This window comes from Variovorax glucosi (genome assembly GCF_051216695.1).
In the GTDB taxonomy this organism is placed as follows: domain Bacteria; phylum Pseudomonadota; class Gammaproteobacteria; order Burkholderiales; family Burkholderiaceae_C; genus Variovorax.
In genome coordinates, this window is record NZ_JBPJZE010000001.1 from 622,789 (window position 1) to 646,351 (window position 23,563).

Annotated in this window: 21 protein-coding genes; 7 read left to right on the forward strand and 14 right to left on the reverse strand. The window is 64.0% G+C overall.

What is annotated here, in order from left to right; translation table 11 throughout:
• Nucleotides 1-167: 167 nt before the first annotated feature.
• Entirely contained in the window at nt 168-947 is a 780-nt protein-coding gene (locus ACSFA3_RS03025) for an alpha/beta fold hydrolase (RefSeq protein WP_435503912.1), read from the reverse strand.
• Nucleotides 948-1,082: 135 nt separating this feature from the next.
• The gene (locus ACSFA3_RS03030) at nt 1,083-1,916 is read right to left on the reverse strand and encodes a DODA-type extradiol aromatic ring-opening family dioxygenase (protein ID WP_435503913.1); all 834 of its coding nucleotides are present in this window, start codon (nt 1,914-1,916) and stop codon (nt 1,083-1,085) included.
• A 95-nt stretch (nt 1,917-2,011) separates the two neighbouring features.
• Between ACSFA3_RS03030 and ACSFA3_RS03035 the strand changes: the two genes are divergently transcribed.
• Nucleotides 2,012-2,956, forward strand: a complete 945-nt coding sequence (locus ACSFA3_RS03035; RefSeq protein WP_435503914.1) for a LysR family transcriptional regulator — start codon at nt 2,012-2,014, stop codon at nt 2,954-2,956.
• On the opposite strand, the gene ACSFA3_RS03040 is transcribed toward ACSFA3_RS03035, so the two are convergent.
• The gene (locus ACSFA3_RS03040) at nt 2,950-5,454 is read right to left on the reverse strand and encodes a hypothetical protein (RefSeq protein ID WP_435503915.1); all 2,505 of its coding nucleotides are present in this window, start codon (nt 5,452-5,454) and stop codon (nt 2,950-2,952) included. The two genes, ACSFA3_RS03035 and ACSFA3_RS03040, sit on opposite strands and share 7 nt — an antisense overlap.
• 143 nt (nt 5,455-5,597) lie before the next feature.
• Here ACSFA3_RS03040 and ACSFA3_RS03045 point away from each other — a divergent pair, with 143 nt between their 5' ends.
• From ACSFA3_RS03045 to ACSFA3_RS03060, 4 genes are read left to right on the forward strand one after another with little or no spacing between them, the layout of a single operon-like run.
• Nucleotides 5,598-7,130: a 3-hydroxyacyl-CoA dehydrogenase gene (locus tag ACSFA3_RS03045; protein WP_435503916.1), complete on the forward strand. Its 1,533-nt coding sequence runs from the start codon at nt 5,598-5,600 to the stop codon at nt 7,128-7,130.
• Nucleotides 7,127-7,906 (forward strand): oxepin-CoA hydrolase, alternative type, encoded by a 780-nt coding sequence (locus tag ACSFA3_RS03050; RefSeq protein ID WP_435503917.1) that lies wholly within the window; start codon nt 7,127-7,129, stop codon nt 7,904-7,906. The genes ACSFA3_RS03045 and ACSFA3_RS03050 overlap by 4 nt, the downstream gene beginning before the upstream one ends.
• A gap of 24 nt (nt 7,907-7,930) precedes the next feature.
• The gene (locus tag ACSFA3_RS03055; protein WP_435503918.1) at nt 7,931-8,650 is read left to right on the forward strand and encodes a Crp/Fnr family transcriptional regulator; all 720 of its coding nucleotides are present in this window, start codon (nt 7,931-7,933) and stop codon (nt 8,648-8,650) included.
• Between the two features lie 41 nt (nt 8,651-8,691).
• Complete coding sequence (locus tag ACSFA3_RS03060; RefSeq protein WP_435503919.1) at nt 8,692-9,780, forward strand: phosphotransferase; 1,089 nt, start codon at nt 8,692-8,694, stop codon at nt 9,778-9,780.
• Nucleotides 9,781-9,792: 12 nt separating this feature from the next.
• On the opposite strand, the gene ACSFA3_RS03065 is transcribed toward ACSFA3_RS03060, so the two are convergent.
• The 6 genes from ACSFA3_RS03065 to ACSFA3_RS03090 form a co-directional block, all read right to left on the reverse strand.
• Nucleotides 9,793-10,281 (reverse strand): GNAT family N-acetyltransferase, encoded by a 489-nt coding sequence (locus ACSFA3_RS03065; RefSeq protein ID WP_435503920.1) that lies wholly within the window; start codon nt 10,279-10,281, stop codon nt 9,793-9,795.
• Nucleotides 10,278-10,850 carry an MOSC domain-containing protein gene (locus ACSFA3_RS03070; RefSeq protein ID WP_435503921.1) on the reverse strand — a complete coding sequence of 191 codons (573 nt, stop codon included), beginning with the start codon at nt 10,848-10,850 and terminating at the stop codon, nt 10,278-10,280. The genes ACSFA3_RS03065 and ACSFA3_RS03070 overlap by 4 nt, the downstream gene beginning before the upstream one ends.
• Nucleotides 10,847-12,175 carry a phosphoglucosamine mutase gene (glmM, locus tag ACSFA3_RS03075; protein WP_435503922.1) on the reverse strand — a complete coding sequence of 443 codons (1,329 nt, stop codon included), beginning with the start codon at nt 12,173-12,175 and terminating at the stop codon, nt 10,847-10,849. Before glmM ends, ACSFA3_RS03070 begins: the two co-directional genes overlap by 4 nt.
• Nucleotides 12,172-13,035, reverse strand: a complete 864-nt coding sequence (folP, locus tag ACSFA3_RS03080) for a dihydropteroate synthase (protein WP_435503923.1) — start codon at nt 13,033-13,035, stop codon at nt 12,172-12,174. The genes glmM and folP overlap by 4 nt, the downstream gene beginning before the upstream one ends.
• A 101-nt stretch (nt 13,036-13,136) precedes the next feature.
• Complete coding sequence (gene ftsH / locus ACSFA3_RS03085; RefSeq protein ID WP_435503924.1) at nt 13,137-15,056, reverse strand: ATP-dependent zinc metalloprotease FtsH; 1,920 nt, start codon at nt 15,054-15,056, stop codon at nt 13,137-13,139.
• A gap of 148 nt (nt 15,057-15,204) precedes the next feature.
• Nucleotides 15,205-15,867 (reverse strand): RlmE family RNA methyltransferase, encoded by a 663-nt coding sequence (locus ACSFA3_RS03090; RefSeq protein WP_435503925.1) that lies wholly within the window; start codon nt 15,865-15,867, stop codon nt 15,205-15,207.
• 19 nt (nt 15,868-15,886) lie between these two features.
• On the opposite strand from ACSFA3_RS03090, the gene ACSFA3_RS03095 reads away from it, so the two are divergent.
• On the forward strand, nt 15,887-16,366 hold the full coding sequence (locus tag ACSFA3_RS03095; protein WP_435503926.1) for a YhbY family RNA-binding protein: 480 nt from the start codon (nt 15,887-15,889) through the stop codon (nt 16,364-16,366).
• Nucleotides 16,367-16,368: 2 nt separating this feature from the next.
• Nucleotides 16,369-17,133 (forward strand): glycosyltransferase, encoded by a 765-nt coding sequence (locus ACSFA3_RS03100; protein ID WP_435503927.1) that lies wholly within the window; start codon nt 16,369-16,371, stop codon nt 17,131-17,133.
• A gap of 20 nt (nt 17,134-17,153) precedes the next feature.
• Here the strand turns inward: ACSFA3_RS03100 and ACSFA3_RS03105 are convergent, their stop codons facing one another.
• From ACSFA3_RS03105 to carA, 5 genes are all read right to left on the reverse strand, one after another.
• Nucleotides 17,154-17,576, reverse strand: coding sequence for a DUF4149 domain-containing protein (locus tag ACSFA3_RS03105; protein ID WP_435503928.1), 423 nt, complete (start codon nt 17,574-17,576; stop codon nt 17,154-17,156).
• A 5-nt stretch (nt 17,577-17,581) separates the two neighbouring features.
• The gene (greA, locus tag ACSFA3_RS03110) at nt 17,582-18,064 is read right to left on the reverse strand and encodes a transcription elongation factor GreA (RefSeq protein WP_435503929.1); all 483 of its coding nucleotides are present in this window, start codon (nt 18,062-18,064) and stop codon (nt 17,582-17,584) included.
• A gap of 67 nt (nt 18,065-18,131) precedes the next feature.
• Entirely contained in the window at nt 18,132-19,001 is an 870-nt protein-coding gene (locus tag ACSFA3_RS03115; protein WP_435503930.1) for a Kdo hydroxylase KdoO, read from the reverse strand.
• Between the two features lie 31 nt (nt 19,002-19,032).
• Nucleotides 19,033-22,293 carry a carbamoyl-phosphate synthase large subunit gene (gene carB, locus ACSFA3_RS03120; protein ID WP_435503931.1) on the reverse strand — a complete coding sequence of 1,087 codons (3,261 nt, stop codon included), beginning with the start codon at nt 22,291-22,293 and terminating at the stop codon, nt 19,033-19,035.
• Complete coding sequence (carA, locus tag ACSFA3_RS03125; RefSeq protein ID WP_435503932.1) at nt 22,286-23,470, reverse strand: glutamine-hydrolyzing carbamoyl-phosphate synthase small subunit; 1,185 nt, start codon at nt 23,468-23,470, stop codon at nt 22,286-22,288. Before carA ends, carB begins: the two co-directional genes overlap by 8 nt.
• Nucleotides 23,471-23,563: the final 93 nt, after the last annotated feature.

The following is a 23,563-nucleotide window of genomic DNA, read 5'->3' on the forward strand; positions in this document are numbered from 1 at the left end:
CGCCGGCCGCTCGGAGTTATTTTATGCAATGAATTCAACTTGCAAAATTTTAGGATCGATTAAACAAGGGAGTAGCTTTAAATAAATTCACATCAAATGAAAAATTGAAGATGGTCTATTTAAAAAATTAGAAAACTGCCCATTGCAGATAGACCGATACCACCTTCTCAATCGCGCAAAAATCCCAACAAGGCCTCATTCGTCTCATCAGCCCTTTCATACTGCACCCAGTGCCCCGCCCCATCAATCACCCGGCCCGTCCGTTCAGGATGCCCCGCCAGCAGGTCAGCCACCAACGGCCTCGGATTCGCCGTCACGTCGAACTCGCCCCAGACCAGCAATTGCTTCGTATCCACCAACGCATCCAGTGCCACCTGCAAGCCGCCGCCGGTCGATACGTTCTTGCTGCGGAATCGGGTGCCATGACAGGACAGATCGTGGATCTGGAATGCGACGTCGTCGATTGCGGCGAGGTCATGCAACATCAGCGCGGCCAGGTTGTGCCGCAACGCCGCGATCTGCGCAATTCGGTCGGGTGAGGCGCGCCAGTTGATCATGTCGACCGTCAGTCGCCGCAGCGTGCCGTGGCCACCGCTGCCCATCAACACCAGCTTGCGCACGCCGCCTCGACGCACGGCAAATTTCGCGCCGACCAGTCCGCCGAAGGAAAAGCCGCCCAGGTCGATGACGGTGCCTGCGCCGATGAGCGTGTCCAGCGTGCCGCCGAGCGCGTCGAGCATTGGGTCGAGCAAAGCTTCGCCAGGCTCCGCATCGCGCGGCGTGTCCGAATCGAGGTAACCCGGAAGGTCCGGCAGCCACAGCGTGTGCTGCGCCGACAGCGCCTCGATATTCCGCAACCAATGCATCCAGCTGCCGTGGCCGCCGTGAAACAGCACCAGCGGCGGTCTTTCGGGATGGTCGCCGAACTTGCGCCAGACGATGCGCATGCCGTCGTGAGCGACTTCGTGGCGGCTGGCAAGCGCGTCGATGCGGGCGATTTCGGGATGGAGAACTGCGGCAGATCGGGATGTCATGGCGGGCGATTTTCCATGCAATCGCCCGGGACGGCAGTCGCGTCAGGTTCAGGCTGCGGCGGCCCCGAAACGGAAGCTCGACACCGCGATGCCGCCCATGAACGCATCTTCGTGATAGATCCGTACACCGGCCTCGCCCTCGGCCGCACCGACCGCGACCATCAACGGAATCAGGTGCTCCTCCCGCGGATGCGCGATCCGCGCGGCGGGCGCAGCGGCCCAGTCGATCAGGTGTTCGACGCGTTGCGAAGAACTCGATTGCACGACTGCCGCGTCGAGCCAGTCGTCGAACGCCTTCGAGGGCTCGCGTGCCTGCGGTCCGAAAGCGCGCAGGTTGTGATAACTGAGTCCGCTGCCGATGATCAGAACGCCCTCTTTCCGCAGCGGAGCCAGCGCACGTCCGAGCGCGAGGTGCTCGGCCGGATCGAGTCCGCGGCGCAGCGACAGCTGGACCACCGGCACGTCGGCTTTCGGATAGATGCCTGCCATCGGCGAAAACATGCCGTGGTCGTAGCCGCGCTCGGCGTCGATGCCTGCGGGCAATCCGGCCGCCTCGATCAGCGCATGGACGCGCGCGGCCAGCTCGGGCGAGCCGGGAGCGTCGTAGTGGATCTGGTAGGTGTGCGCGGGAAAGCCGCCGTAGTCGTAGATCATCCCGGGCTTCGCCGTGGCCTGAACGGTGAAGGCGCTAGTCTCCCAGTGGGCAGAAATCATCAGCACGGCGCGCGGCGTGCGGCCGATCTGGCGCGGCATGTCGGCGAGCGATTCGGCAAGCTTGTCGTAGGCGCCGTTCATTTCGCGCTGCATCCACGGCCACGGACCGCCGCCGTGGGAGATGAAGTAGGTCGGAAGCACGGGATCGGCGGAAAACACGGTGTTCATCTTGAAAGCTCCTTGGATCCGGCAAGTCTAGATATTTCCCTTGGAGAAATCGATGGCCTACGATTCATGCTTTCGTTTCTTCCCAAGAAACCATGATGGACCGTTTGACCAGCCTGCGCGTGTTCCGCGATGTCGTCGATGCGGGCAGCTTTTCGGCTGCAGCGGACCGGCTCGACATTTCGGCGCCGATGGTCAGCAAGCATGTCGCGCAGCTGGAGAAATCGCTCGGCGCGCGCCTCCTCAACCGTACCAGCCGCCACCTGAGCCTGACCGAAGCCGGCGAGGCCTGGTATGCACGGAGCAGCGAGGCGCTCGATCTGCTCGACGCCGCCGAAGCCACGATCGGCCGCAAGAACGAGGCGCCGCGCGGACAGCTGAAGGTGAGCGCGCCGGTCTGGTGTGCGACGCCGCGTTTCGCGCGTGTGCTTGCCGCCTATCGAACAGCTTTTCCCGAAGTGCTGGTCGACATCCATCTCGAAAACCGCAAAGTCGATCTGGCGGCCGACGGGTACGACCTGGCGCTTCGGGCAACGCAGGAGCCGTCGCCCGCGTTGATCGCGCGGCCGCTGTGCAAGGTGCAGTTCCATCTGGTCGCCACGCCTGCATTTCTCGCAACGTTCGATCTGCCCAGGGCACCGGCCGATCTGGCCAAGCTCGGCGCGATCGTGCCGAGTTACGTCAACCTCGAAGGCATGTCGCTCAAGGGGCAGGGCGGAAAGACGGCACCGCTGCGGTTGAGTCCGGTTCTTCGCTCGGACGACACGACGCTGTCGCTGCATGCCGTGCGTGCCGGCATGGGCCTCGCATTCCTGCCGGAATGGCTCGTCGACGAGGACATCGCGCACGGAGTGCTCACGCAAGTGCTTCCGGGATTTTCCGCAACGCCGGTAACGCTGTTCGCGGTCTACACAAGCCGCCAGTACATGGCGCCCAAACTGCGCAGCTTCATCGATTTCCTGTCGAAGAAGCTGGGCTCCGCAGCTCACCCGGCAGGCCCGGACCGTCCGGACGACCTGGGCGACCCGGAAAGCGCTCAGTAGCGCGTCGGCTTCGGCGCGATCTTGGCTTCGGTTTCAGGATCGAAGAGCTCGAAATCGATCAGGTTCGAATCGAGCGTGGTTTCGCGCGTCAGCTCGGAAATGGTGTCCATCGACGTGTCCATGGACGTGTCCATCGCGGTGTCGGCCGGCAACAGCGGCGCGTCGGGGAACAGCGGCACGCGTGCGGTCGGGCCTTCGAGATCGCCAGGGTGGGTGTCCTCGCCCTTGTCGCTGTCGGCGCGCTCTTCGAGCGATCCGAAGATCGACGGCGACGCGAACAAGGGCGCCGGTGCCGTTGCGATTCCGGACGACGCCGGCGTCGCTGGCGCGTAGGGCATGAAGGCCGCGGGTCGCGTCGGTTCGGGGTCGAGGTCCAGCGAGAAATCCAGCGGAGCAACCGTGGCGGCCGCCGCAGCCGTTGCAAGCGGTACCGCCGCCGCAGCGAGTGGCACTGCCGACGCCGCAAGCGGCGAAGGCGCGGTGGTCGGTCCGTGGGCGGCCGTGTCGAGGTACGAGAGCGGCGTCACGGGCGCGGGCGGTGCGCTGTCCGGATCGATCACTTCCTTGGCGACCGCGTAGAGGAGCAGCAGTTCCTGGTAAGCAGCCAGGTCGAAAGCTTCGTTGCCGTCGGTTCCGGGCCTGCGGAAGACGAGTTCTTCGATCAGCGACAGTGTTTCCGACGCCGGCCAGTGTTCGGTGATGCGCGAAAGCGTGCTGCGATAGTGCTCCAGCCCGTTGCCGCCGTCGTTGAAGTTGTCGAAGGAAGGCAGCGTCGCATTGAACGCGCGCTCGAATTCCTGGCCGACGCGACCGTAGGCATCGCGGTTTCCGAGGGAATGATGGATGCGGAGCAGGTCGAGATAGGCAAGCGCGCTGGTCTGAGGATTCTCGGCAATGTGCTCGCTCAATACCGCGATCGCCTGCGCATGCTGGCCCAGCGAGAGGAAGAAGTCCGACTGCTGCTGCACGTCGAACAGCTCTTCGGTGTTCACGTTGCGAGCCGGCGCGAGATCGGATTCGTCTTCCTGCCCACTGGCGCTGGCCGCCGCGAGCGCCGCCTGGCGCTTGTCCGCCGGCTCGTCTTCCTCGTCCGCATTGCCGTCGGCGTCGTTGCGCACGCCTTGGGCCGCAAGCAGCGCGCTGCCGGGAACGAGCGGCGCGGGACGCGAGCGGCCGGCCACGCCGACGCCGTCTCCGCCTGCCGGGCCACGCGGATCTTCTTCCCGGATCATGGAGTCGTTCCACCAGGCCGAAGCGGCACGGCGACGGGACGTGCGAAGCAGCCACGCGATGGCGATCAGCGCCAGAAGCAACAGGCCGATCAGCACGTAGACGATCGGATTCAGGTAACGGCTCTCGCGCGATTCGGCGAGCTGCGAGCGCATGTCCGTCAGCGTTCGCTGGGTTTCGGCGGACTGTGCGCGCAAGGCGGCCAGCGTGCTTTCCATGACCTGGAGCCTGGCGGCGCGTTCGGCTTCCTCGGGCGTCGGCGGTACAGGCACAGCAGATATGGCTGGGGCTACGGAGGCGGAGGCGGCAGACGCCGCAGCCTCGGCAACGGGCGCTGCGGCCGAAGATGCCGCCGCAAGAGGCGGCGAAACCGCAGGTGCAGGTGCAGGTGCAGGTGCCGGTGCTACGACCTGGGGAACGGCCGGTGGTGCAGCGTTCGCGACGGGAGCGGCTGCCGGGGCCGACGCGCGAGCCGCTGGAGCCGCTGGAGCCGGTGCGACCAGAGCGGCGGGGCCGGCTGCGGACGGAACCGCCGAATCGAGCTGAAGACGCGGTCGGCTCGACGTATTGGCCGGCTGCGCGGTCGGTGCAGTCGACGCGGTCGAGGGCGCGGACGCAGCACGCGGGGCGGCACGTGGCGCCGCGGTGGGTATGGTCGGTGCGGCATTTGCGGCGACGCTGGCACGTGGCGGCGCAGAACGCCTTGCAGGTTCGTCGCGCGGCAGATCGCGCGTCGCCGGAGCGCGGCCGCCGTTGGCGTTCGCACCGGCACCGGCACTCGTGTTGGCGCTAGCGTTGGCGTTGGCGTTGGCGTTGGCAAGCACGGCTTCGGCGTTCGCGCGACGACGTGCGCGGTCCGCATCGCCTGCGGGCACTTCGGGAAAAGACGCGTTGGACGAAGCGCCGTTGCGTCCCGAAACCGACGATGCAGCCGATCCGACGGCCGGAAGAACCACCTCGGGCGGCATGTCGGCAAGAAGCACGTACTGCCTTGTCGACTTCATCGAGCAGCCGGCTCGCACCGTGACGTTGATCACCGGCTCGTCGATGACCACGCTCGAACGCACCCGCAATCGGGAGCCTCCAGTGCGCGGATCTGACTCGACGGTGACCGATACCCGGCCGGGGTCGACACGCGACGCTCCCTGCAGGATTTCCGCATCGGCGCAGAACCCGTCGCCCGTCTCGCCTTCGCCGAACGACACCGGGATAGACAGGTTGAGCGGACGGCCGATCAGCGCTGCACCCTGGGGTTGCCCTAGGGTCAAAGCGGCGGCATCCAGCGCAAAGCCGAGTAAAAACAGGGAGGTCGCTAGGCGATTGAGCTGCAAAATGATTGTGAAGTAATCAAAAGTAAACAGATTCTGACATGGTCTATTTCGACCGATGCAGGAACGAAGACAGTGACAAAATGATTGTGAACTATTCCAAAGTTGGTGTGATAGGCGCTGGCGCCATGGGCCGAGGCATTGCACAGATTGCGGCGCAGGCCGGCAGTGAAGTGCTTTTACTCGACAGCATGCCGGGTGCGGCTGAACGCGGGCGCGATGCAATTGTTGCGCAGTGGCGGAAGTTACACGAGAAAAACAAGTTCGATGCAACGCAATTCGAGCTGTTCGTATCCCGCCTGCAGATTGCGGAAGCGGTCCAGGCGCTGAAGGATTGCGATCTGGTCATCGAAGCGGTGATCGAAGATATCGACATCAAGCGCAAATTGTTCGCCGACATCGAGAGCGTCGTCGCATCCGACGCGACCCTGGCGACGAACACCTCGTCGCTGTCCGTCACGTCGATTGCCGCCGGCCTGAAGCATCCCGGACGCTTCGCCGGCTTCCACTTCTTCAATCCCGTGCCGCTGATGAAGGTGGTCGAGGTCATCGCCGGGTTCCGTACCGACGCTGGTATCTGTGAACGTCTCGCGGGCTACGCAGCGCAGATGGGCCACAGCGCGGTGCAGGCGAAAGACACGCCCGGCTTCATCGTCAACCATGCGGGCCGCGGTTTCGGTACCGAAGCGCTGCGCATCGTCGGCGAAGGCGTCGCGGATTTCGCGACCATCGACCGCATCCTGAAAGACCAGGCCGGCTTTCGTCTCGGACCGTTCGAACTGATGGACCTGACCGCGCTCGATGTCTCGCATCCGGTGATGGAGTCGATCTATCACCAGTATTACGAAGAGCCGCGTTTTCGCCCCAGCGTGATAACCGCACAGCGCCTGGCTGCGGGCGCGCTCGGCCGCAAGACGGGCGCGGGTTTCTATCGCTATGTCGACGGCGTGATGCAGCAGGGGCCCGAGGCACCCGCGCCGGTCATCGCGAATCCGGTCGCCGTGTGGGTTTCGCCTCGCGCCGCGCGCCGGCCCGACCTGCTCAAGCTCATCCACACGCTCGGCGGCCAGCTCGAAACCGGCGCGACGCCCTCGCCTTCGGCGCTGATCCTGGTCGCGCCGCTCGGTTTCGACGTGACGACGGTGGCAGCCGTCGAGCGCCTGGACGCCACGCGCACCGTCGGCATCGATCTCATGATCGACGACGCCGCCACCAGACGCCGAGTCATCGCGACCAACCCGGCCACGAGCCGCGACATGCGCGATGCGGCGCATGCGCTGTTCGCGCGCGACGGCAAGCCGGTCAGCGTGATCCGGGACAGCGGCGGCTTCGTGACGCAGCGCGTGATAGGCACCATCGTCAACATCGCGGCCGACATGTGCCAGCAGGGCGTCTGCTCGCCGGCCGATCTCGAGACCGCCGTGCGCCTCGGCCTCGGTTATCCGCAAGGCCCGCTCGCGATGGGCGACCTTTACGGCCCGACCAACATGCTCGAAGTGCTGTTCAACCTGCAGACCGTCTACGGCGATCCGCGCTATCGACCGAGCCCGTGGCTGCGCCGCCGCGGTGCGCTCGGCCTGAGCCTGAAACACGAAGAAGAAAGCACCACGCCATGACCGCCGAACTCAAGAGCACCACCGAAGGCAGCACCATGGTGCTGACGCTGAGCAACCCGTCGCAACGCAACGCGCTCGGCCCCGAGATCTATGCCGCCGGCGTCGAGGCGCTCAACGGCGCAGAGAACAGCAGCGAGATCCGCAGCGTCGTCATCGTCGGAGAAGGGCCGTGGTTCTGTGCAGGCGGCTCGTTGCAGCGTCTGCGCGACAACCGCCAGCAGCCGCCGTCCGTGCAGGCCGAGAGCATCGACGCGCTGCACAACTGGATCGATTCGATCCGAACCTTTCCGAAGCCGGTGATCGCGGCCGTCGAAGGCGCTGCGGCTGGCGGCGGGTTTTCGTTGGCGCTGGCCTGCGACCTGATCGTCGCCGCGCGCGACGCGATCTTTGCAGCGTCGTACAGCAGGGTCGGCCTTTCGCCGGACGGCGGCCTCAGCTGGCAGCTGGCGCAATCGCTGCCGCGCCAGATCGCGACCGAGTGGCTGATGTGCGGCGAGCGGATTTCCGCGACACGCCTGCATGCCCTGGGTCTGGTCAACGAACTCTCCGATACGGGACAGGCGCTGTCGACCGCGCTGGCGCTGGCTGCACGACTCGACGGCAGCGCACCGAACGCGCTTGCCAGCATCAAGGAACTGTTGAACGAAGCCGGCGGCGCGACGCTCTCCGCCCACCTCGTTCAGGAACGCGACCAGTTCGTCCGCAATCTGCACCATGCCAACGCCGGTATCGGCATCGAAGCTTTCCTGGCCAAGGAAAAACCGGATTACTCATGATTCAGTCGCCGACAGGACAGCCCCATGGATGAGCCCATTCTTAACATCGACGAACGCGAAGCCATCAACGGCGGCCGCTGGTTCTCATCGCTTTCACCCTCCCTCCGCCACGACATCCTCCGATGCGCCTATGTCAAGCGTCACAAAGACGGCGACCTGCTCGCAGCGCGCGGCGATCCTCCGGAGCAGTGGATCGCGTGCGCGAAAGGCGCCGTGCGCGTGAGTTCGACGACGGTGTCGGGCAAACAGGTGACGCTGACGTATGTCGAGCCGGGCATCTGGTTCGGCGACGTGGCGATGTTCGACGGCGACCGCCGGACCCACGACGCCTATGCCCATGGGGAAACGACCACGCTGAACGTGGCGCGCGCCGACTTCCAGAAGATTCTTGCTGCCCACGTCGAGCTCTACGAAGCGCTGATGCGGCTGCAGGCGCGCCGCATCCGGCAGCTTTTCGGTCTGGTGGAAGACCTCAACACCCTGCCCTTGCGCGCCCGTCTAGCCAAGCAGCTCACGCATCTGGTGCGCAGTTACGGCGTACCGAACCTCGCCGACGGCAGCCAGATGCGCATCGGCCTTCATCTGGCGCAGGAAGAACTCGCGCAACTGCTCGGCGCCTCGCGCCAGCGCGTCAACCAGGAGTTGAAGGCGATGGAGCGCGAAAGCGTGCTGCGCATCGAGCCTGGCGGCCTCGTCGTGCTGGACCGGTCGGCGCTGATGCAGATCGCCACCGCCGACACCTGATCCTCGCCCGCACTCCGCACTCTTTTGTACCCAATAAATAAATGACCCAGGACTTCAACAACTTCGTCGGCACCCGCGCCGTGTCCACCCAGCACGCGGTCGACATCGACGCGCTGACAGCATGGCTCGATGCGCATCTGGACGGTTTCAAGGGACCGCTGACGCTGGAGATGTTCAAGGGCGGGCAGTCGAACCCGACCTACAAGCTGGTGACGCCGACGCAAAGCTACGTGATGCGCGCCAAGCCGGGTCCGGTCGCGAAGCTGCTGCCTTCGGCGCACGCCATCGAGCGCGAATACAAGGTGATGGCGGGCCTCGCCGGCACCGACGTACCGGTGCCGCGCATGCTGTGCCTGTGCGAGGACGAATCGGTCATCGGCCGTGCGTTCTACGTGATGGAGTTCAAGACCGGCCGCGTGCTGTGGGACCAATCGCTGCCGGGCATGGACAACGCCGAACGCAGCGCGATCTACGACGAACTCAACCGCGTCATCGCCGCGCTGCACACCGTCGACGTCGAAAAACAGGGTCTCTCCGATTACGGCCGGCCCGGCAATTATTTCGAGCGCCAGATCGGCCGCTGGAGCAAGCAGTACGTCGCTTCGGTGACGCAGCCGATCCCGGAAATGAACCGCCTCATGGAGTGGCTGCCGGCAAACATGCCGGCCACCGCCCGCGACGGCAAGCTGACGTCGATCGTTCATGGCGACTTCCGGCTCGACAACGTGATGTTCCATCCGACCGAGCCCCGCGCCATTGCGGTACTCGACTGGGAGCTGTCGACGCTCGGCCATCCGCTGGCCGACTTCAGCTACAACTGCATGTCGTGGCACATAGCGCCGGGCTCGTTTCGCGGTCTGGGCGGCGTCGATGTGAAAAGTCTCGGTATTCCGACCGAGAGCGAATACATCCGCCGTTACTGCGAGCGCACCGGCATTTCGTCACCCGAAGCGCTGGCACCGGACTGGAATTTCTATCTGGCCTACAACCTGTTCCGCATCGCCGCGATTCTTCAGGGCATCGCGAAGCGGGTCGAGACCGGTACGGCGTCGAGCGAGCAGGCGCAGGCTTCGGGCCGCGGTGCGCGACCGATGGCCGAAATGGCCTGGGCCTTCGCGCAGAAAAGCTGACCCGTCGGCGCGCTACAGCTTCTTCTGCAGGAACATCGCGGCGCCGAAGGCCGGATCGAGCTGGTAAGACACGAAGCCTTCCCGCGCGTAGGCCCGCAGCGCCGGCGCATTGCCCTGCAGTACTTCGAGCGTGAGCTTGCAGGCGCCACGCGCCACCGCCAGCTGTTCCGCGCGTTCCAGCATGCGTTGAACGATGCGCCGGCCACGGTGGCTTTCCACGACCATCACGTCGTGCACATTGACCAACGGCCGGCAGGCGAAAGTCGAAAAACCCTCGATGCAGTTGACCAGCCCGACCGCTTGCGTACCGTCGAAGGCCAGCACGCTGAAAGCCTGCGGCCGCGAGGCCAGAGCCTCGGGAAGCCCGGCAAGCACTTCCTTCTCCAGCGGCGTGCCGCCGCCGGCCGGATCGCGCGCGTAGGTGTCGAGCAGGCTCACAAGCGCGATCGCATGCGCGGGATCGCGGTAGTCGACGTCGACGATCTCGATCGGTGCATTCATACCGGCTCCAGCTTCCTGATTTCGCCCTCTGGCAGCTCGATGCGGATCGCATCGCCGGCGCGCACATCGCCGGCCTCCAGCACGATCGCCATCACGCCGGCCTTGCGGACCAATCCGCCGTCCGGATCGCGGTCCAGCGTCGCGGCCAGCAGGCCTTTCTGGAACTTGTCGATCTGGCTGCACGGATTGCGCAATCCGGTGAGCTCGACCACCGGCCCATCGCCGATATGCAGCCGCGTGCCGGCCGGCAGTGCCAGCAGATCGACTCCGCGTGTCGTGATGTTCTCGCCCATGTCGCCCGGCCAGACCGCGAAGTCTGCCGCCATGAGTTCGTCGAACAGCTCCGAATGCAGGAGGTGGACCTGGCGCAGGTTCGGCGCCGAAGGATCGCGTGCGACCCGCGAGCGGTGCTTGACCGTCGTGCCGGCATGCGCGTCGCCCTCGACACCGATGCCTGCAAGGAGCCTGATCGCCGGTTCGGTGAACTTGGAGAAGCTGTGCAGGCCACTCAGATGAACCGCGACGACCTGCGCAACCGGTTCTTCCGGACGCTCGGAATCGTCTTTCATGAGAGCGTGTCTGCCAGACGCTTCGCACAAGCCTGCGCTTGCGCCGCGTCGCGCGCCTCGACCATCACGCGCAGCACCGGCTCGGTACCGCTCGCACGGATCAGCACCCGACCGCCGTCGCCCAGCTCTGCCTCGGCACGCGCTGTTTCCGCGGCCAACGCCTTGTTGGTGCGCCAGTCCTGGCCCGGCGCAAGACGGATGTTCAGCAACGTCTGCGGAAACAGCGTGACTTCGGCCAGCAATTGCGCGACCGACTGCTTGCTGCGCACGCAGGCCTGCAGCACCTGCAGCGCGCTCACGATGCCGTCACCGGTCGTGTGGCGGTCCAGGGCCAACAGGTGTCCCGAGCCCTCGCCGCCGAGGATCCAGCCGCGCTTCTCCAATTCTTCCAGCACGTAGCGGTCGCCGACCTTGGCCCGCACGAACTCGATACCGTGCCCGCGCAAGGCCATCTCGATTGCCTTGTTCGTCATGAGCGTGCCGACGACGCCCTTCGGCTTCTCGCCGCGCGCGATGCGCTCGCGCACCATCAGGTAGAGCAGCTCGTCGCCGTTGAAAAGACGGCCTGTGGCGTCGACCAGCTGCAACCGATCGGCGTCGCCGTCGAGCGCGATGCCGTAGTCGGCGCCTTTCGCGGTCACTGCCGCGATCAGCGCGGCGGGATGCGTCGCGCCGACGTCCTTGTTGATGTTCAGTCCGTTCGGCGCACAACCGATGCTCGTGACGTCGGCACCGAGTTCATGGAAGACCTGCGGCGCGACCTGGTATGCCGCACCGTGAGCCGCATCGACCACCAGACGCAAGCCGCGCAGGCTGAGGTCGTTGGCGAAGGTGCTCTTGCAGAACTCGGTGTAGCGGCCTGCGGCATCGTTCAGACGGCGCGCCTTGCCGAGCTGGGCGGAATCCGCCCATACGGGCTCTTCCTGCAGCGCGGCTTCGACGGCCAGTTCCCATTCGTCGCCGAGCTTGGTGCCATGCGCGCTGAAGAACTTGATGCCGTTGTCGGGAAACGGGTTGTGACTGGCACTGATCACCACCCCGAGACTCGCCCGCTGCGCGCGCGTGAGGTACGCGACGCCGGGCGTCGGCAAAGGCCCGAGCAGCAGCACGTCCACGCCCGCCGAATTGAACCCGGATTCGAGCGCGGACTCGAGCATGTAGCCGGAAATTCGCGTGTCCTTGCCGATCAGCACGGTCGGACGCGCTTCGGTGCGCTTGAGCACGCGCCCGACCGCATGCGCGAGCCTAAGCACGAAATCAGGTGTGATCGGCGGCTGGCCGACCGTGCCTCGAATCCCGTCGGTGCCGAAATACTGTCGTGTCATGAAGAGTCCCTTTCTTTTTTTTCTGATGATCCGGCCCGCATGGCACGCCAGACGGACAACGCCGCGACCGTCTCGCGCACGTCGTGCACGCGGACAATGGCGGCGCCGCGTTCGACGGCCAGCAACGCTGCAGCCACGCTGGGCACCATTCGGCCCGCTGCGTTCTCGATGCCTGTGACAGCGCCCAAGGACGATTTTCTCGACCAGCCTGCAAGCACCGGACAGCCGATGTCGCTCAATTCTTGCTGACGGGCCAGCAAGGCGAAATTCTGCGCCACGGTCTTGCCGAAGCCGATACCCGGATCGAGCACGATCCGCGTCGCGTCCACGCCGAGACAGCGCAACTTCCGCATCGCTTCCGTCAAGAAATCGATGACGGCAGGCACGACGTCGCCATCCATCGGCGCGACCTGCATGGTCTGCGGATCGCGATGCATGTGCATCAGGCAGACGCCGCACGACGGATGCCGCGCCACGGCGTCCATTGCTCCCGGTTGGCGCAGCGCCCAGATGTCGTTGACGATGTCGGCGCCCAGGTCGAGCACCGCGCGCATGACTTCCGGCTTGTAGGTGTCGATCGAGATAGGCACACCGAGCGAGACGGCAGCGCGCACCACGGGCAACACACGCACCAGTTCTTCGACGAGTGGTACCGCAGGGCTGCCGGGCCGGGTCGATTCGCCGCCGATGTCGAGGATGTGCGCGCCGTCGGCGATCAGTCGTTCGCAATGCGCGAGCGCTGCACGCGTAGATGCATGGACGCCGCCGTCGGAAAAGGAATCCGGCGTGACGTTGACGATGCCCATCACCACCGGCTGCGTCAGGTCGATGACGAAACGCGTTGTGCGCCAGACCCTCATCGGAATTTTTCTACGTCGCTCATGTTTCCACTTCGCTTCCAGACTCTTGTTTCTTCAACGAAAAAACGGGGCCAAGGCCCCGTTTATTCTGAGTCGTCCGATCAAGCCGCTGTCGGTGCAGGATCGGTATTGACCGCCGGCGTGCCGCCACTGCCGCCACCGGTATTGGACGGCGGAATACGTGGCGTCCAGTCCTTTGGCGGGCGCGGTGCACGGCCAGCCATGATGTCGTCGAGCTGCTCCGTATCGATGGTTTCCCATTCGAGCAAGGCCTTGGCCATTGCGTGCATCTTGTCGCTGTTGTCTTCGATCAGGCGACGCGCCAGGGCGTACTGCTCGTCGATGATGCGGCGCACTTCGGAGTCGACCTTTTCCATGGTCTGCTCGCTCATGTTGGTGGTCTTGGTCACCGAGCGGCCCAGGAACACTTCGCCTTCATTCTCGGCATAGACCATCGGGCCAAGCGATTCGGTCATGCCATAACGCGTCACCATGTCGCGAGCGATCTGCGTTGCGCGTTCGAAGTCGTTGCTGGCGCCGGTCGTCATCTGGTGCATGAACACCTCTTCGGCGATACGGCCACCGAACAGCATGCTGATCTGGTTCAGCATGTAGTCGCGGTCGTAGCTGTAGCGATCTTGCGCAGGCAGGCTCATCGTCACGCCGAGCGCACGGCCGCGCGGAATGATCGTGACCTTGTGGACCGGGTCGCACTTTGGCAGCAGCTTGCCGAGCAGCGCGTGGCCGGACTCGTGGTACGCGGTGTTGCGACGCTCTTCCTCGGGCATGACCATGCTCTTGCGCTCCGGGCCCATGAAGATCTTGTCCTTGGCCTTTTCGAAGTCCTGCATCTCGACGACGCGCGCATTGCGGCGAGCAGCCATCAGCGCAGCTTCGTTGCACAGGTTGGCCAAGTCGGCGCCGGACATGCCCGGCGTACCACGAGCGATGACGCTCGGGTTCACGTCCTGGCCGAGCGGGACCTTGCGCATGTGCACGTTCAGGATCTGTTCGCGACCGCGGATGTCCGGCAGCGTGACGTAGACCTGACGGTCGAAACGGCCCGGACGCAGCAGAGCGGCATCCAGGATATCCGGACGGTTGGTCGCAGCGACCACGATCACGCCGAGATTGGTCTCGAAACCGTCCATCTCGACCAGCATCTGGTTGAGCGTCTGCTCGCGTTCGTCGTTACCGCCACCGAGACCTGCGCCGCGCTGACGGCCGACTGCGTCGATTTCATCGATGAAGATGATGCAGGGCGCATTCTTCTTGGCGTTCTCGAACATGTCGCGCACACGGGCCGCACCGACACCGACGAACATTTCAACGAAGTCCGAACCGGAAATCGAGAAGAACGGAACCTTGGCTTCGCCAGCGATCGACTTTGCCAGCAGCGTCTTGCCGGTACCGGGAGGGCCGACCAGCAGGAGACCGCGCGGAATGCGTCCGCCGAGCTTCTGGAAGCGTGCCGGGTCTTTCAGGAAGTCGACGACTTCCTTCACTTCTTCCTTGGCCTCGTCGCAGCCTGCAACGTCGGCGAAAGTGACGGAGTTGGTGTTCTCGTCCAGCATGCGGGCCTTGCTCTTGCCGAAGCTGAATGCACCGCCCTTGCCGCCACCCTGCATCTGCCGCATGAAATACACCCACACACCGATCAACAGCAACATCGGCCCCCAGCTGACCAGCAGCGTCATGAGGAGCGAGCCTTCTTCGCGCGGCTTGACGTCGAACTTGACGTTGTTGGCGATCAGGTCGCCGACGAGACCGCGGTCGAGGTAGGTGGCGGTGGTGCGGATGCGGCGATCGTCGTTGGTGATCGCCACGATCTCGCTACCGCCCTGGCCTTCCTGGATGGTTGCGCTCTTGATGCGATTACCCCTGACTTCCTCGAGGAAGTCGGAATAACCGACGGCGCCGGAGCCGGCTGCACTGCGGGTGTCGAACTGTTTGAACACAGTGAACAACACCATCGCAATGACAAGCCAAACGGCAACTTTAGAAAACCACTGATTATTCAAACGAAGCTCCAGTCAAAAGCACGTGACACGAAAGTGAAAACGCACCGAGATCACGCAATTGACGTCTATTTTAGGCTTTTCAAGCTGCGAAACTGCTTCATTCGCTTGGAGCAGCCACAGGAGGGGCACGGGTTTGGATGAATCCGGCCTAGGCGCCGGGTTTGAGCCCGACACCCACCATGAAAGTTTCCGCAGACTTGTCGCGTGACGATTTGGGTTTGTAGGGTTTGACGGTGCGGAAATTCGCTTTGAAGAGCGCCGTGAGCTCGGCATAGGCGCCGCCGTGAAAGAGCTTGGTCACCAGCGCACCTTCCGGCTTCATGTGGTGCTGTGCAAAATCGATCGCCAGTTCGACCAGATGCGCGATTCGGGCGGCATCCGCCGAGTGGATGCCGGAAATGTTCGGCGCCATGTCGGAAACCACGATGTCCGCCTTGCGCCCGCCCATGGCGTCCGTGAGACGCGTCAGCATCTCCGGCTCCCGGAAGTCTCCCTGCAGGAACAGCACGCCCTCGACCGGCTCCATCGGCAGCAGATCGAGCGCGATGATCGTGCCGTCGAGCGCGCCCGTTGCAGCGCCGTCCGGCGACATGCGGCGGCGGATGTACTGGCTCCAGGCGCCGGGCGTCGAGCCCAGGTCGACGACGAGATGGCCGGGCTTGATCAATCCGAAGGCTTCGTCGATCTCCTTCAGCTTGTATGCGGCACGCGCGCGGTAGCCCTCCCGCGCAGCCAATTTGACGTAGGTGTCGTTCACGTGGTCGTTCAACCACGCCTTGTTCACCTTCTTGCTTTGGGTCTTAACTTTCATTCGCCTCGATAATACGAGGATGCCAGCCATTCAACTTACCCCCGCGCAGCGCAAAGTGCACCGTGCCGACGCCCATCACCTCGATCCGATCGTCATGGTCGGTGGCGACGGGCTCACCCCGGCTGTCAAGAAAGAAGCCGAATCCGCACTCAAGGCCCACGGCCTGATCAAGGTTCGCGTCTTCTCCGACGACCGGCTCGCCCGCGAAGCGATGCTCCGAACCCTTGCCGACGAACTCGACGCCGCGCCGATCCAGCACATCGGCAAACTGCTCGTTCTCTGGCGACCGAAGGTCGAGAAAGAGCGCGTGGTCGACGAAGACCGCATGCCCGGCCCGCGCGACGTCAAGGTTCTCAAGTACAGCAAACGCGGCGGTCAGCGCCCGGAAATCAAGACCTTGCGCGTCCTGGGCAACCAGCGCCTGACGCCGGGTGGCTCCATCAAGCGCGCCAAGCCGAAGCGACCGCTGTCTGCGAAGAAGCGCAATCAGGCCGACTGAGGATGCCGACCGCGCAGGCTGAAAAGCCGCAACGGCACGTGCTCTGCATGAAATGGGGCACGAAGTACGGTCCCGAGTACGTCAATCGGCTCTACGCGATGGTGCGGCGCAATTTGAAAGGCAGGTTCAATTTCGTCTGCCTTACCGACGACACACGCGGCATCCGCAGTGAAGTCCAGTGCCGCCCCATTCCGACGCTCGATCTGGAAATCGCGCCGGGCAAGGCCGACCGTGCCTGGAAGAAGCTGACGACCTTCGAGCGAGACCTCCACGGCTTGCGCGGGACAGCTCTGTTCGTCGATCTCGATGTCGTCATCGTCGGCAGTCTGGATGCGTTCTTCACGCAGCCAGGCGAATTCCTGATCATTCACGACTATGCGAGACCCTGGCGACGCGAGCGGATCACAGGCAACTCGTCGGTCTATCGCTTCGAACTCGGTGCGCATTCGGACGTGCTGGCGCACTTTCGGGCCAACATGGATGCGGTGCAGAAGGAATTCCGCAACGAGCAGGCCTATCTCTCGGATTTTCTGCACAAGCAGGGAAAGCTGTCGTATTGGCCGGACGCATGGTGCCCGAGCTTCAAGTACCACGGAATTCCCGCATGGCCTACGAACTATTGGCGCGAGCCCTTCGTTCCCGAAGGTGCGCGCATCGTGGTGTTCCACGGCGAATGCAATCCGCCGGATGCGCTGGCGGGGCGGCGCAATCGTGCGTTCCGGTTCATCCGGCCCGCTCGATGGATCTCGCGCTTCTGGGCTGCCTGAGCCTCGGACGCCGTACGGCTTCAAGCCGCCGGCTTGGCCATCCGCCAAAGCAGGACGCCGACGCAGGCCCACTGCACCAGATACATCCCGCTGCCCACCGAATGCCACAACTTCAGGTTGTCGCGCGCGAGGATGCGCGGCGCAATGGCGTATTGCTGCAGCAGGGCGAGCAGAAGCGCGATCAGCACCAGAAACAGACCGGCCAGCACCGGCTTGCTGAAGCCCTGGTCGCCCTTGGTGCGGAAATAGATGATCAGCACCAGCCCGCAGCCGATCGCGATCCAGGTCTGGGCAGCGAACAGCTGACCGGCGAAATTACCGGCAACGGAAGGATTGCCGAGTCGAGCGAACAGCATCGGCACGACCAGGAAACCGATCGTCGTCAGGCTGCCCCACCAGAGAGCGGCCAGCATGAGCGCGATGCGATCCTTCACGGCGCTCATCGCTTTCAGGCGACGTAGCGCACGGCCACGATCTCGTAGCGCTTGAGGCCGCCCGGCGCCTGCACTTCGGCCGTGTCGCCCTCTTCCTTGCCGATCAGCGCGCGCGCGATCGGGCTGGAGATATTGACGCGACCGACCTTGATGTCTGCCTCGTCCTCGCCGACGATCTGGTAAGTGACGGCGTCGCCGCTGTCTTCATCTTCCAGATCGACGGTCGTCCCGAAGACGATCTTGCCGCCGGCGTCCAGCTCGGTCGGATCGATGATCTGCGCAGCCGACAGCTTGCCTTCGACTTCCTGGATGCGGCCTTCGATGAAGCCCTGGCGGTCTTTCGCGACCTCGTACTCGGCGTTTTCGCTCAGGTCGCCTTGCGCGCGCGCCTCGGAGATCGCGTTGATGACCCAGGGACGGTCGACGGTCTTCAGGCGATGAAGTTCTTCGCGCAGCTTTTCTGCACCGCGCTTGGTGACGGGAATGGTGTTTGCCATGGTTCTGTTCTCCATAAAACGAAACCGCCGAACGCTGCCGTTCGGCGGTGCATGTGGGGTGTGAAACTCAGACGAGTGTTCGTCCGGTGAGCCGGCTCAGGACGGCGAGCGGGCTCGATTCGGGATTGTATTGCCTTGCCGCGGGCAGATGAAGCGTCTGCTCGAGCATGTACTGGCCCGACATCACCGCATGCGGCGTCTGGTCGGAAAAGCAGACCCACACCGTGCCGGGCGGAAACTGCACGGCTTGTTGCGGGCCGTTCTTCTGATAGTCCGCATCGGACTTCATCGCGTCGTGCAGCTGAAGCATCAGATGGTCGTATTCGCTGCGCAGCGATTTCGTCACGCGCAGGGCGCGCAGGACACGCGCCTGCCAGCGCACATACGGCTTGGCGCGCGATAGAAAACGCCTGGCCACGGATTCGAAAGGCTCGCCGACCCGCCATGTACGCGCCACGCCGTCGGGATTGACGTTCGTGAACACGCGCAGGATGCGCTCGCCGTAATTGGGCCGCGACGGAAACGCATCGATGTGCATGCGCTTGTCGTCGGCGCGCCAGGATTGCGTGCGCGTCTCGACCTGCACCGGACGGTAACTGGTCGGCGCCGAACGCAGCGCCTGCGTGTAGTGCGGCAGCAGACCGTCGATGAGCGCTTGCGCCTGGCTCCGGAAACGTCCGACCATTGCAGCTATGTCGCGCTGCAGGTCGGCATCGCCAACCACGCCCTTGAGACGACCTTCAGCATCCAGGCTGATGTTGCGAACGTCGGGCGCCAGCACGGTCGGCGTCAGCAGCCGCTTCTCCTGCGGCTGCAGCGCGAACGCCAGACTCGGGAAAAACAGCACCTTGCCGGCTTCCAGCGCCGCGATCCAGTCCTGGTTCGGCGTCGCGCTGTTCCAGTCGGCAAGGGCGAGTTCGACGATTTGCGAGTCCATCGCGGAATCCTGCCCCGACACGTTCAGCGCCTCAGGCCTTCGCCAGCTGCTCGGCGAGTTGCGCGTGCATTTCCTGTACCGAGATCACGCCCAGCTCATCCAGGTGCTGCATGCCTTCGACGGCAGCTTCGGCACCGAAGATCGTCGTGTACGTCGTCACGCGCGCCGCCAGTGCCGACGTTCGGATCTGGCGCGAATCGGTGATCGCGTTGCGGCGCTCTTCGACCGTGTTGATCACCAGGGCGATTTCCTTGTTCTTGATCATGTCGACGATGTGCGGACGGCCTTCGGTGACCTTGTTGACCGGCTTGCAGGCGATGCCCGCGGCAGTCATCGCAGCCAGCGTGCCCTTGGTGGCGATCAGCTCGAAGCCGAGCTTGGCCAGTCCGCGAGCGACCTCGACGGCGCGCGCCTTGTCGTTGTTCTTCACCGAAATGAAGACCTTGCCCGACTTCGGCAACACCGTGCCGGCGCCGAGCTGCGACTTCACGAAAGCTTCGCCGAAGGTCTTGCCCACGCCCATCACTTCGCCGGTCGACTTCATCTCGGGGCCGAGGATGGTGTCCACGCCCGGGAATTTCACGAACGGGAACACGGCTTCCTTGACGCTGAAATACGGCGGCGTGACTTCCTTCGTCATGCCCTGCGACTTCAACGACTGGCCTGCCATGCAGCGCGCCGCAACCTTAGCCAGCTGGATGCCGGTCGCCTTGCTCACGTAAGGCACGGTGCGCGATGCGCGCGGGTTCACTTCCAGCACGTAGATGACGTCCTTGCCGTCCTTCTGCTGGATGGCGAACTGCACGTTCATCAGACCGACCACATTCAGCGCTTCGGCCATCGCGGCGCTCTGGCGCTTGAGTTCGGCGATCGTTTCCGCCGACAGCGAATACGGCGGCAGCGAGCATGCCGAGTCGCCCGAATGCACGCCGGCCTGTTCGATGTGCTCCATCACGCCGCCGATCAGCGTGCCGCCTTCGGCATCGCGGATGCAGTCGACGTCGCATTCGACGGCGTCGTTCAGGAAGCGATCGAGCAGCACCGGCGAATCGTTGCTGACCTTGACCGCTTCGCGCATGTAGCGCTCGAGATCGCGCTGCTCGTGCACGATTTCCATTGCGCGGCCACCAAGCACATAGCTTGGGCGGACGACCAGCGGATAGCCGAGAGCAGCGGCTTTTTCGAGAGCCTCGGGTTCGGCGCGCGCGGTCGCGTTCGGCGGCTGGCGCAGGCCGAGCTTGTGCAGCAGTTGCTGGAAGCGTTCGCGGTCTTCGGCAGCGTCGATCATGTCCGGCGAAGTGCCGATGATCGGCACGCCGTTGGCTTCGAGGTCGAGCGCAAGCTTCAACGGCGTCTGGCCGCCGTACTGCACGATCACGCCGAGCGGCTTTTCCTTGTCGACGATCTCCAGCACGTCTTCGAGCGTCAGCGGCTCGAAATACAGACGGTCGGAGGTGTCGTAGTCGGTCGAAACCGTCTCTGGATTGCAGTTGACCATGATGGTCTCGTAGCCGTCTTCGCGCATCGCAAGTGCGGCGTGGACGCAGCAGTAGTCGAACTCGATGCCCTGGCCGATCCGGTTAGGGCCGCCGCCGAGCACCATGATCTTCTTGTTGTTCGTCGGCGCCGCCTCGCACTCGTCCTCGTAGGTCGAATACATGTAGGCGGTGTTGGTCGAGAACTCTGCCGCGCAGGTGTCGACGCGCTTGTAGACCGGGCGCACGCCCAGCGCGCGGCGCTTTTCGCGAATGGCGGTGTCGGTGGTCTTCAGATGGAAAGCCAGACGACGGTCCGAGAAACCCTTCTTCTTGAGCGCCAGCAGCGTGTCCTTGCCGATGTCGTCGAGGGACTTCGTCTCCAGTTCGAGTTCGATCTTCACGATCTCCTCGATCTGCACCAGGAACCACGGATCGATCTTGGTCAGCGCGAACACTTCGTCGACGCTCAGGCCCATGGCGAAAGCATCGCCGACGTACCAGATACGCTCCGGACCGGGCTCGCCAAGTTCCTTCTCGAGCACTTCGCGGTCCTGCGTCTTCTCGTTCAGTCCATCGACGCCGACTTCCAATCCGCGCAGCGCCTTCTGGAAAGATTCCTGGAAGGTGCGGCCCATCGCCATCACTTCGCCGACCGACTTCATCTGCGTCGTGAGACGCGAGTCGGCCTGCGGGAATTTTTCGAACGCGAAACGCGGGATTTTGGTAACGACGTAATCGATCGACGGCTCGAAAGACGCCGGGGTCGCGCCGCCGGTGATCTCGTTGCGCAGTTCGTCGAGCGTGTAGCCGATGGCCAGCTTGGCCGCAACCTTAGCGATCGGGAAACCGGTCGCCTTCGACGCCAGCGCCGACGAGCGCGAAACGCGCGGATTCATCTCGATGACGACCATGCGGCCGTCCTTCGGGTTGATGGAGAACTGCACGTTCGAACCGCCGGTGTCGACGCCGATCTCGCGCAGCACGGCCAGCGAGGCGTTGCGAAGGATCTGGTATTCCTTGTCGCTCAGGGTCTGCGCGGGAGCCACGGTGATCGAGTCGCCGGTGTGCACGCCCATCGGGTCCAGATTCTCGATCGAGCAGACGATGATGCAGTTGTCCGCCTTGTCGCGAACTACTTCCATCTCGTACTCTTTCCAGCCGAGCAGCGACTCTTCGATGAGCAGTTCGTTGGTCGGCGAGGCTTCCAGACCGCGCTTGCAGATCGTCTCGAATTCCTCCGGGTTGTAGGCGATGCCGCCGCCGGTGCCGCCGAGCGTGAAGCTCGGGCGAATCACGGTCGGAAAGCCCATCACCTTCTGCACCGCCCACGCCTCTTGCATCGAATGCGCGATGCCCGACCGGGCCGAGCCCAGGCCGATCTTGGTCATCGCGTCCTTGAACTTCAGGCGGTCTTCGGCCTTGTCGATGGCTTCCGGCGTAGCGCCGATCAGCTCGATCGGCTTGCCGGTCGCGCCGCCGGTGTACTTGTCGAGCACCTTGTGATGCCAGAGGTCGAGCGCACAATTGAGCGCGGTCTGGCCGCCCATCGTCGGCAGGATCGCATCGGGACGCTCCTTGGCGATGATCTTCTCGACCGTCTGCCAGGTGATCGGCTCGATATAGGTGACGTCGGCGGTGGCCGGGTCGGTCATGATCGTCGCGGGATTGCTGTTGATCAGGATGACCTTGTAGCCCTCCTCGCGCAACGCCTTGCAGGCCTGTACGCCGGAGTAATCGAACTCGCAGGCCTGACCGATGATGATCGGGCCGGCGCCGATGATGAGGATGCTCTTGAGGTCTGTGCGCTTAGGCATTCTTCTTCCCTGCTTTGTGCGTTTCCATGAGCGCCGTGAAGCGGTCGAAAAGGTAGCCGATATCGTGCGGCCCCGGCGATGCTTCCGGATGACCCTGGAAGCAGAAAGCCGGCTTGTCGGTGCGCGCCAGGCCCTGCAGCGTGTTGTCGAACAGGCTGATGTGCGTCGGACGCAGATTGGCCGGCAGCGACTTTTCGTCGACTGCGAAACCGTGGTTCTGGCTCGTGATGCTGACGCGGCCGTCGTCCAGGTCCTTCACCGGATGATTCGCGCCGTGGTGGCCGAACTTCATCTTGAAGGTCTTGGCGCCCGAAGCAAGCGCCATGATCTGGTGACCCAGGCAGATGCCGAAGGTCGGGATGCCTGTTTCGATCAGTTCCCTGACCGCGGCAATCGCGTAGTCGCACGGCTCCGGATCGCCCGGGCCGTTGGCCAGGAAGATACCGTCCGGCTTGAGCTTGAGCACATCGGCGGCGGGCGTCTGCGCCGGCACCACCGTGATGCGCGCGCCGCGCTGCGCGATCATGCGCAGGATGTTCTTCTTGACGCCGTAATCGAAGGCGACGACGTGGAACTGCGGCGTGATCTGCACGCCGTAGCCGGCGCCGAGCTTCCATTCGGTCTGCGTCCACTCGTAGGTCTTCTTGACCGACACGAACTTCGCCAGATCGAGGCCGGCCATGCTCGGTGCGGCCTTGGCTGCGGCAATGGCTTCGTCGATGCGGGTCTGCGTCACGGTTTCGCCTTGTGCCAGGCCGATGATGGCGCCGTTCTGCGCGCCTTTTTCACGCAGATGGCGTGTCAGCTTGCGGGTGTCGATATCGGCGATGGCGACCGTATTGCCGCGCACCAGATACTCGTTGAGCGTGGCGGTCTTGCGGAAATTGGAAGCGACGAGCGGCAGGTCCTTGATGATCAGGCCTGCGGCATGGATCTTGTCGGCCTCGACGTCTTCCTCGTTGACGCCGTAGTTGCCGATGTGCGGATACGTGAGGGTCACGATCTGCTGGCAATAGCTGGGGTCGGTGAGGATTTCCTGGTAGCCGGTCATGGAGGTGTTGAACACCGTTTCGCCGGCTGTGGAGCCGGTGGCTCCAATCGAGGTGCCGAGAAAGACCGTGCCGTCTGCGAGCGCCAGTATGGCGGGCGGGAAAGATCCCTTGAGAGACAAAAGCACTGGGTTCTCCGGATGGATGACGCCCAAAGCGAACCAAGATTCCCGAAAACAGGTTTTCGGAAGGTTGCGGCTTTCGTCGAAAGATTGACTTGC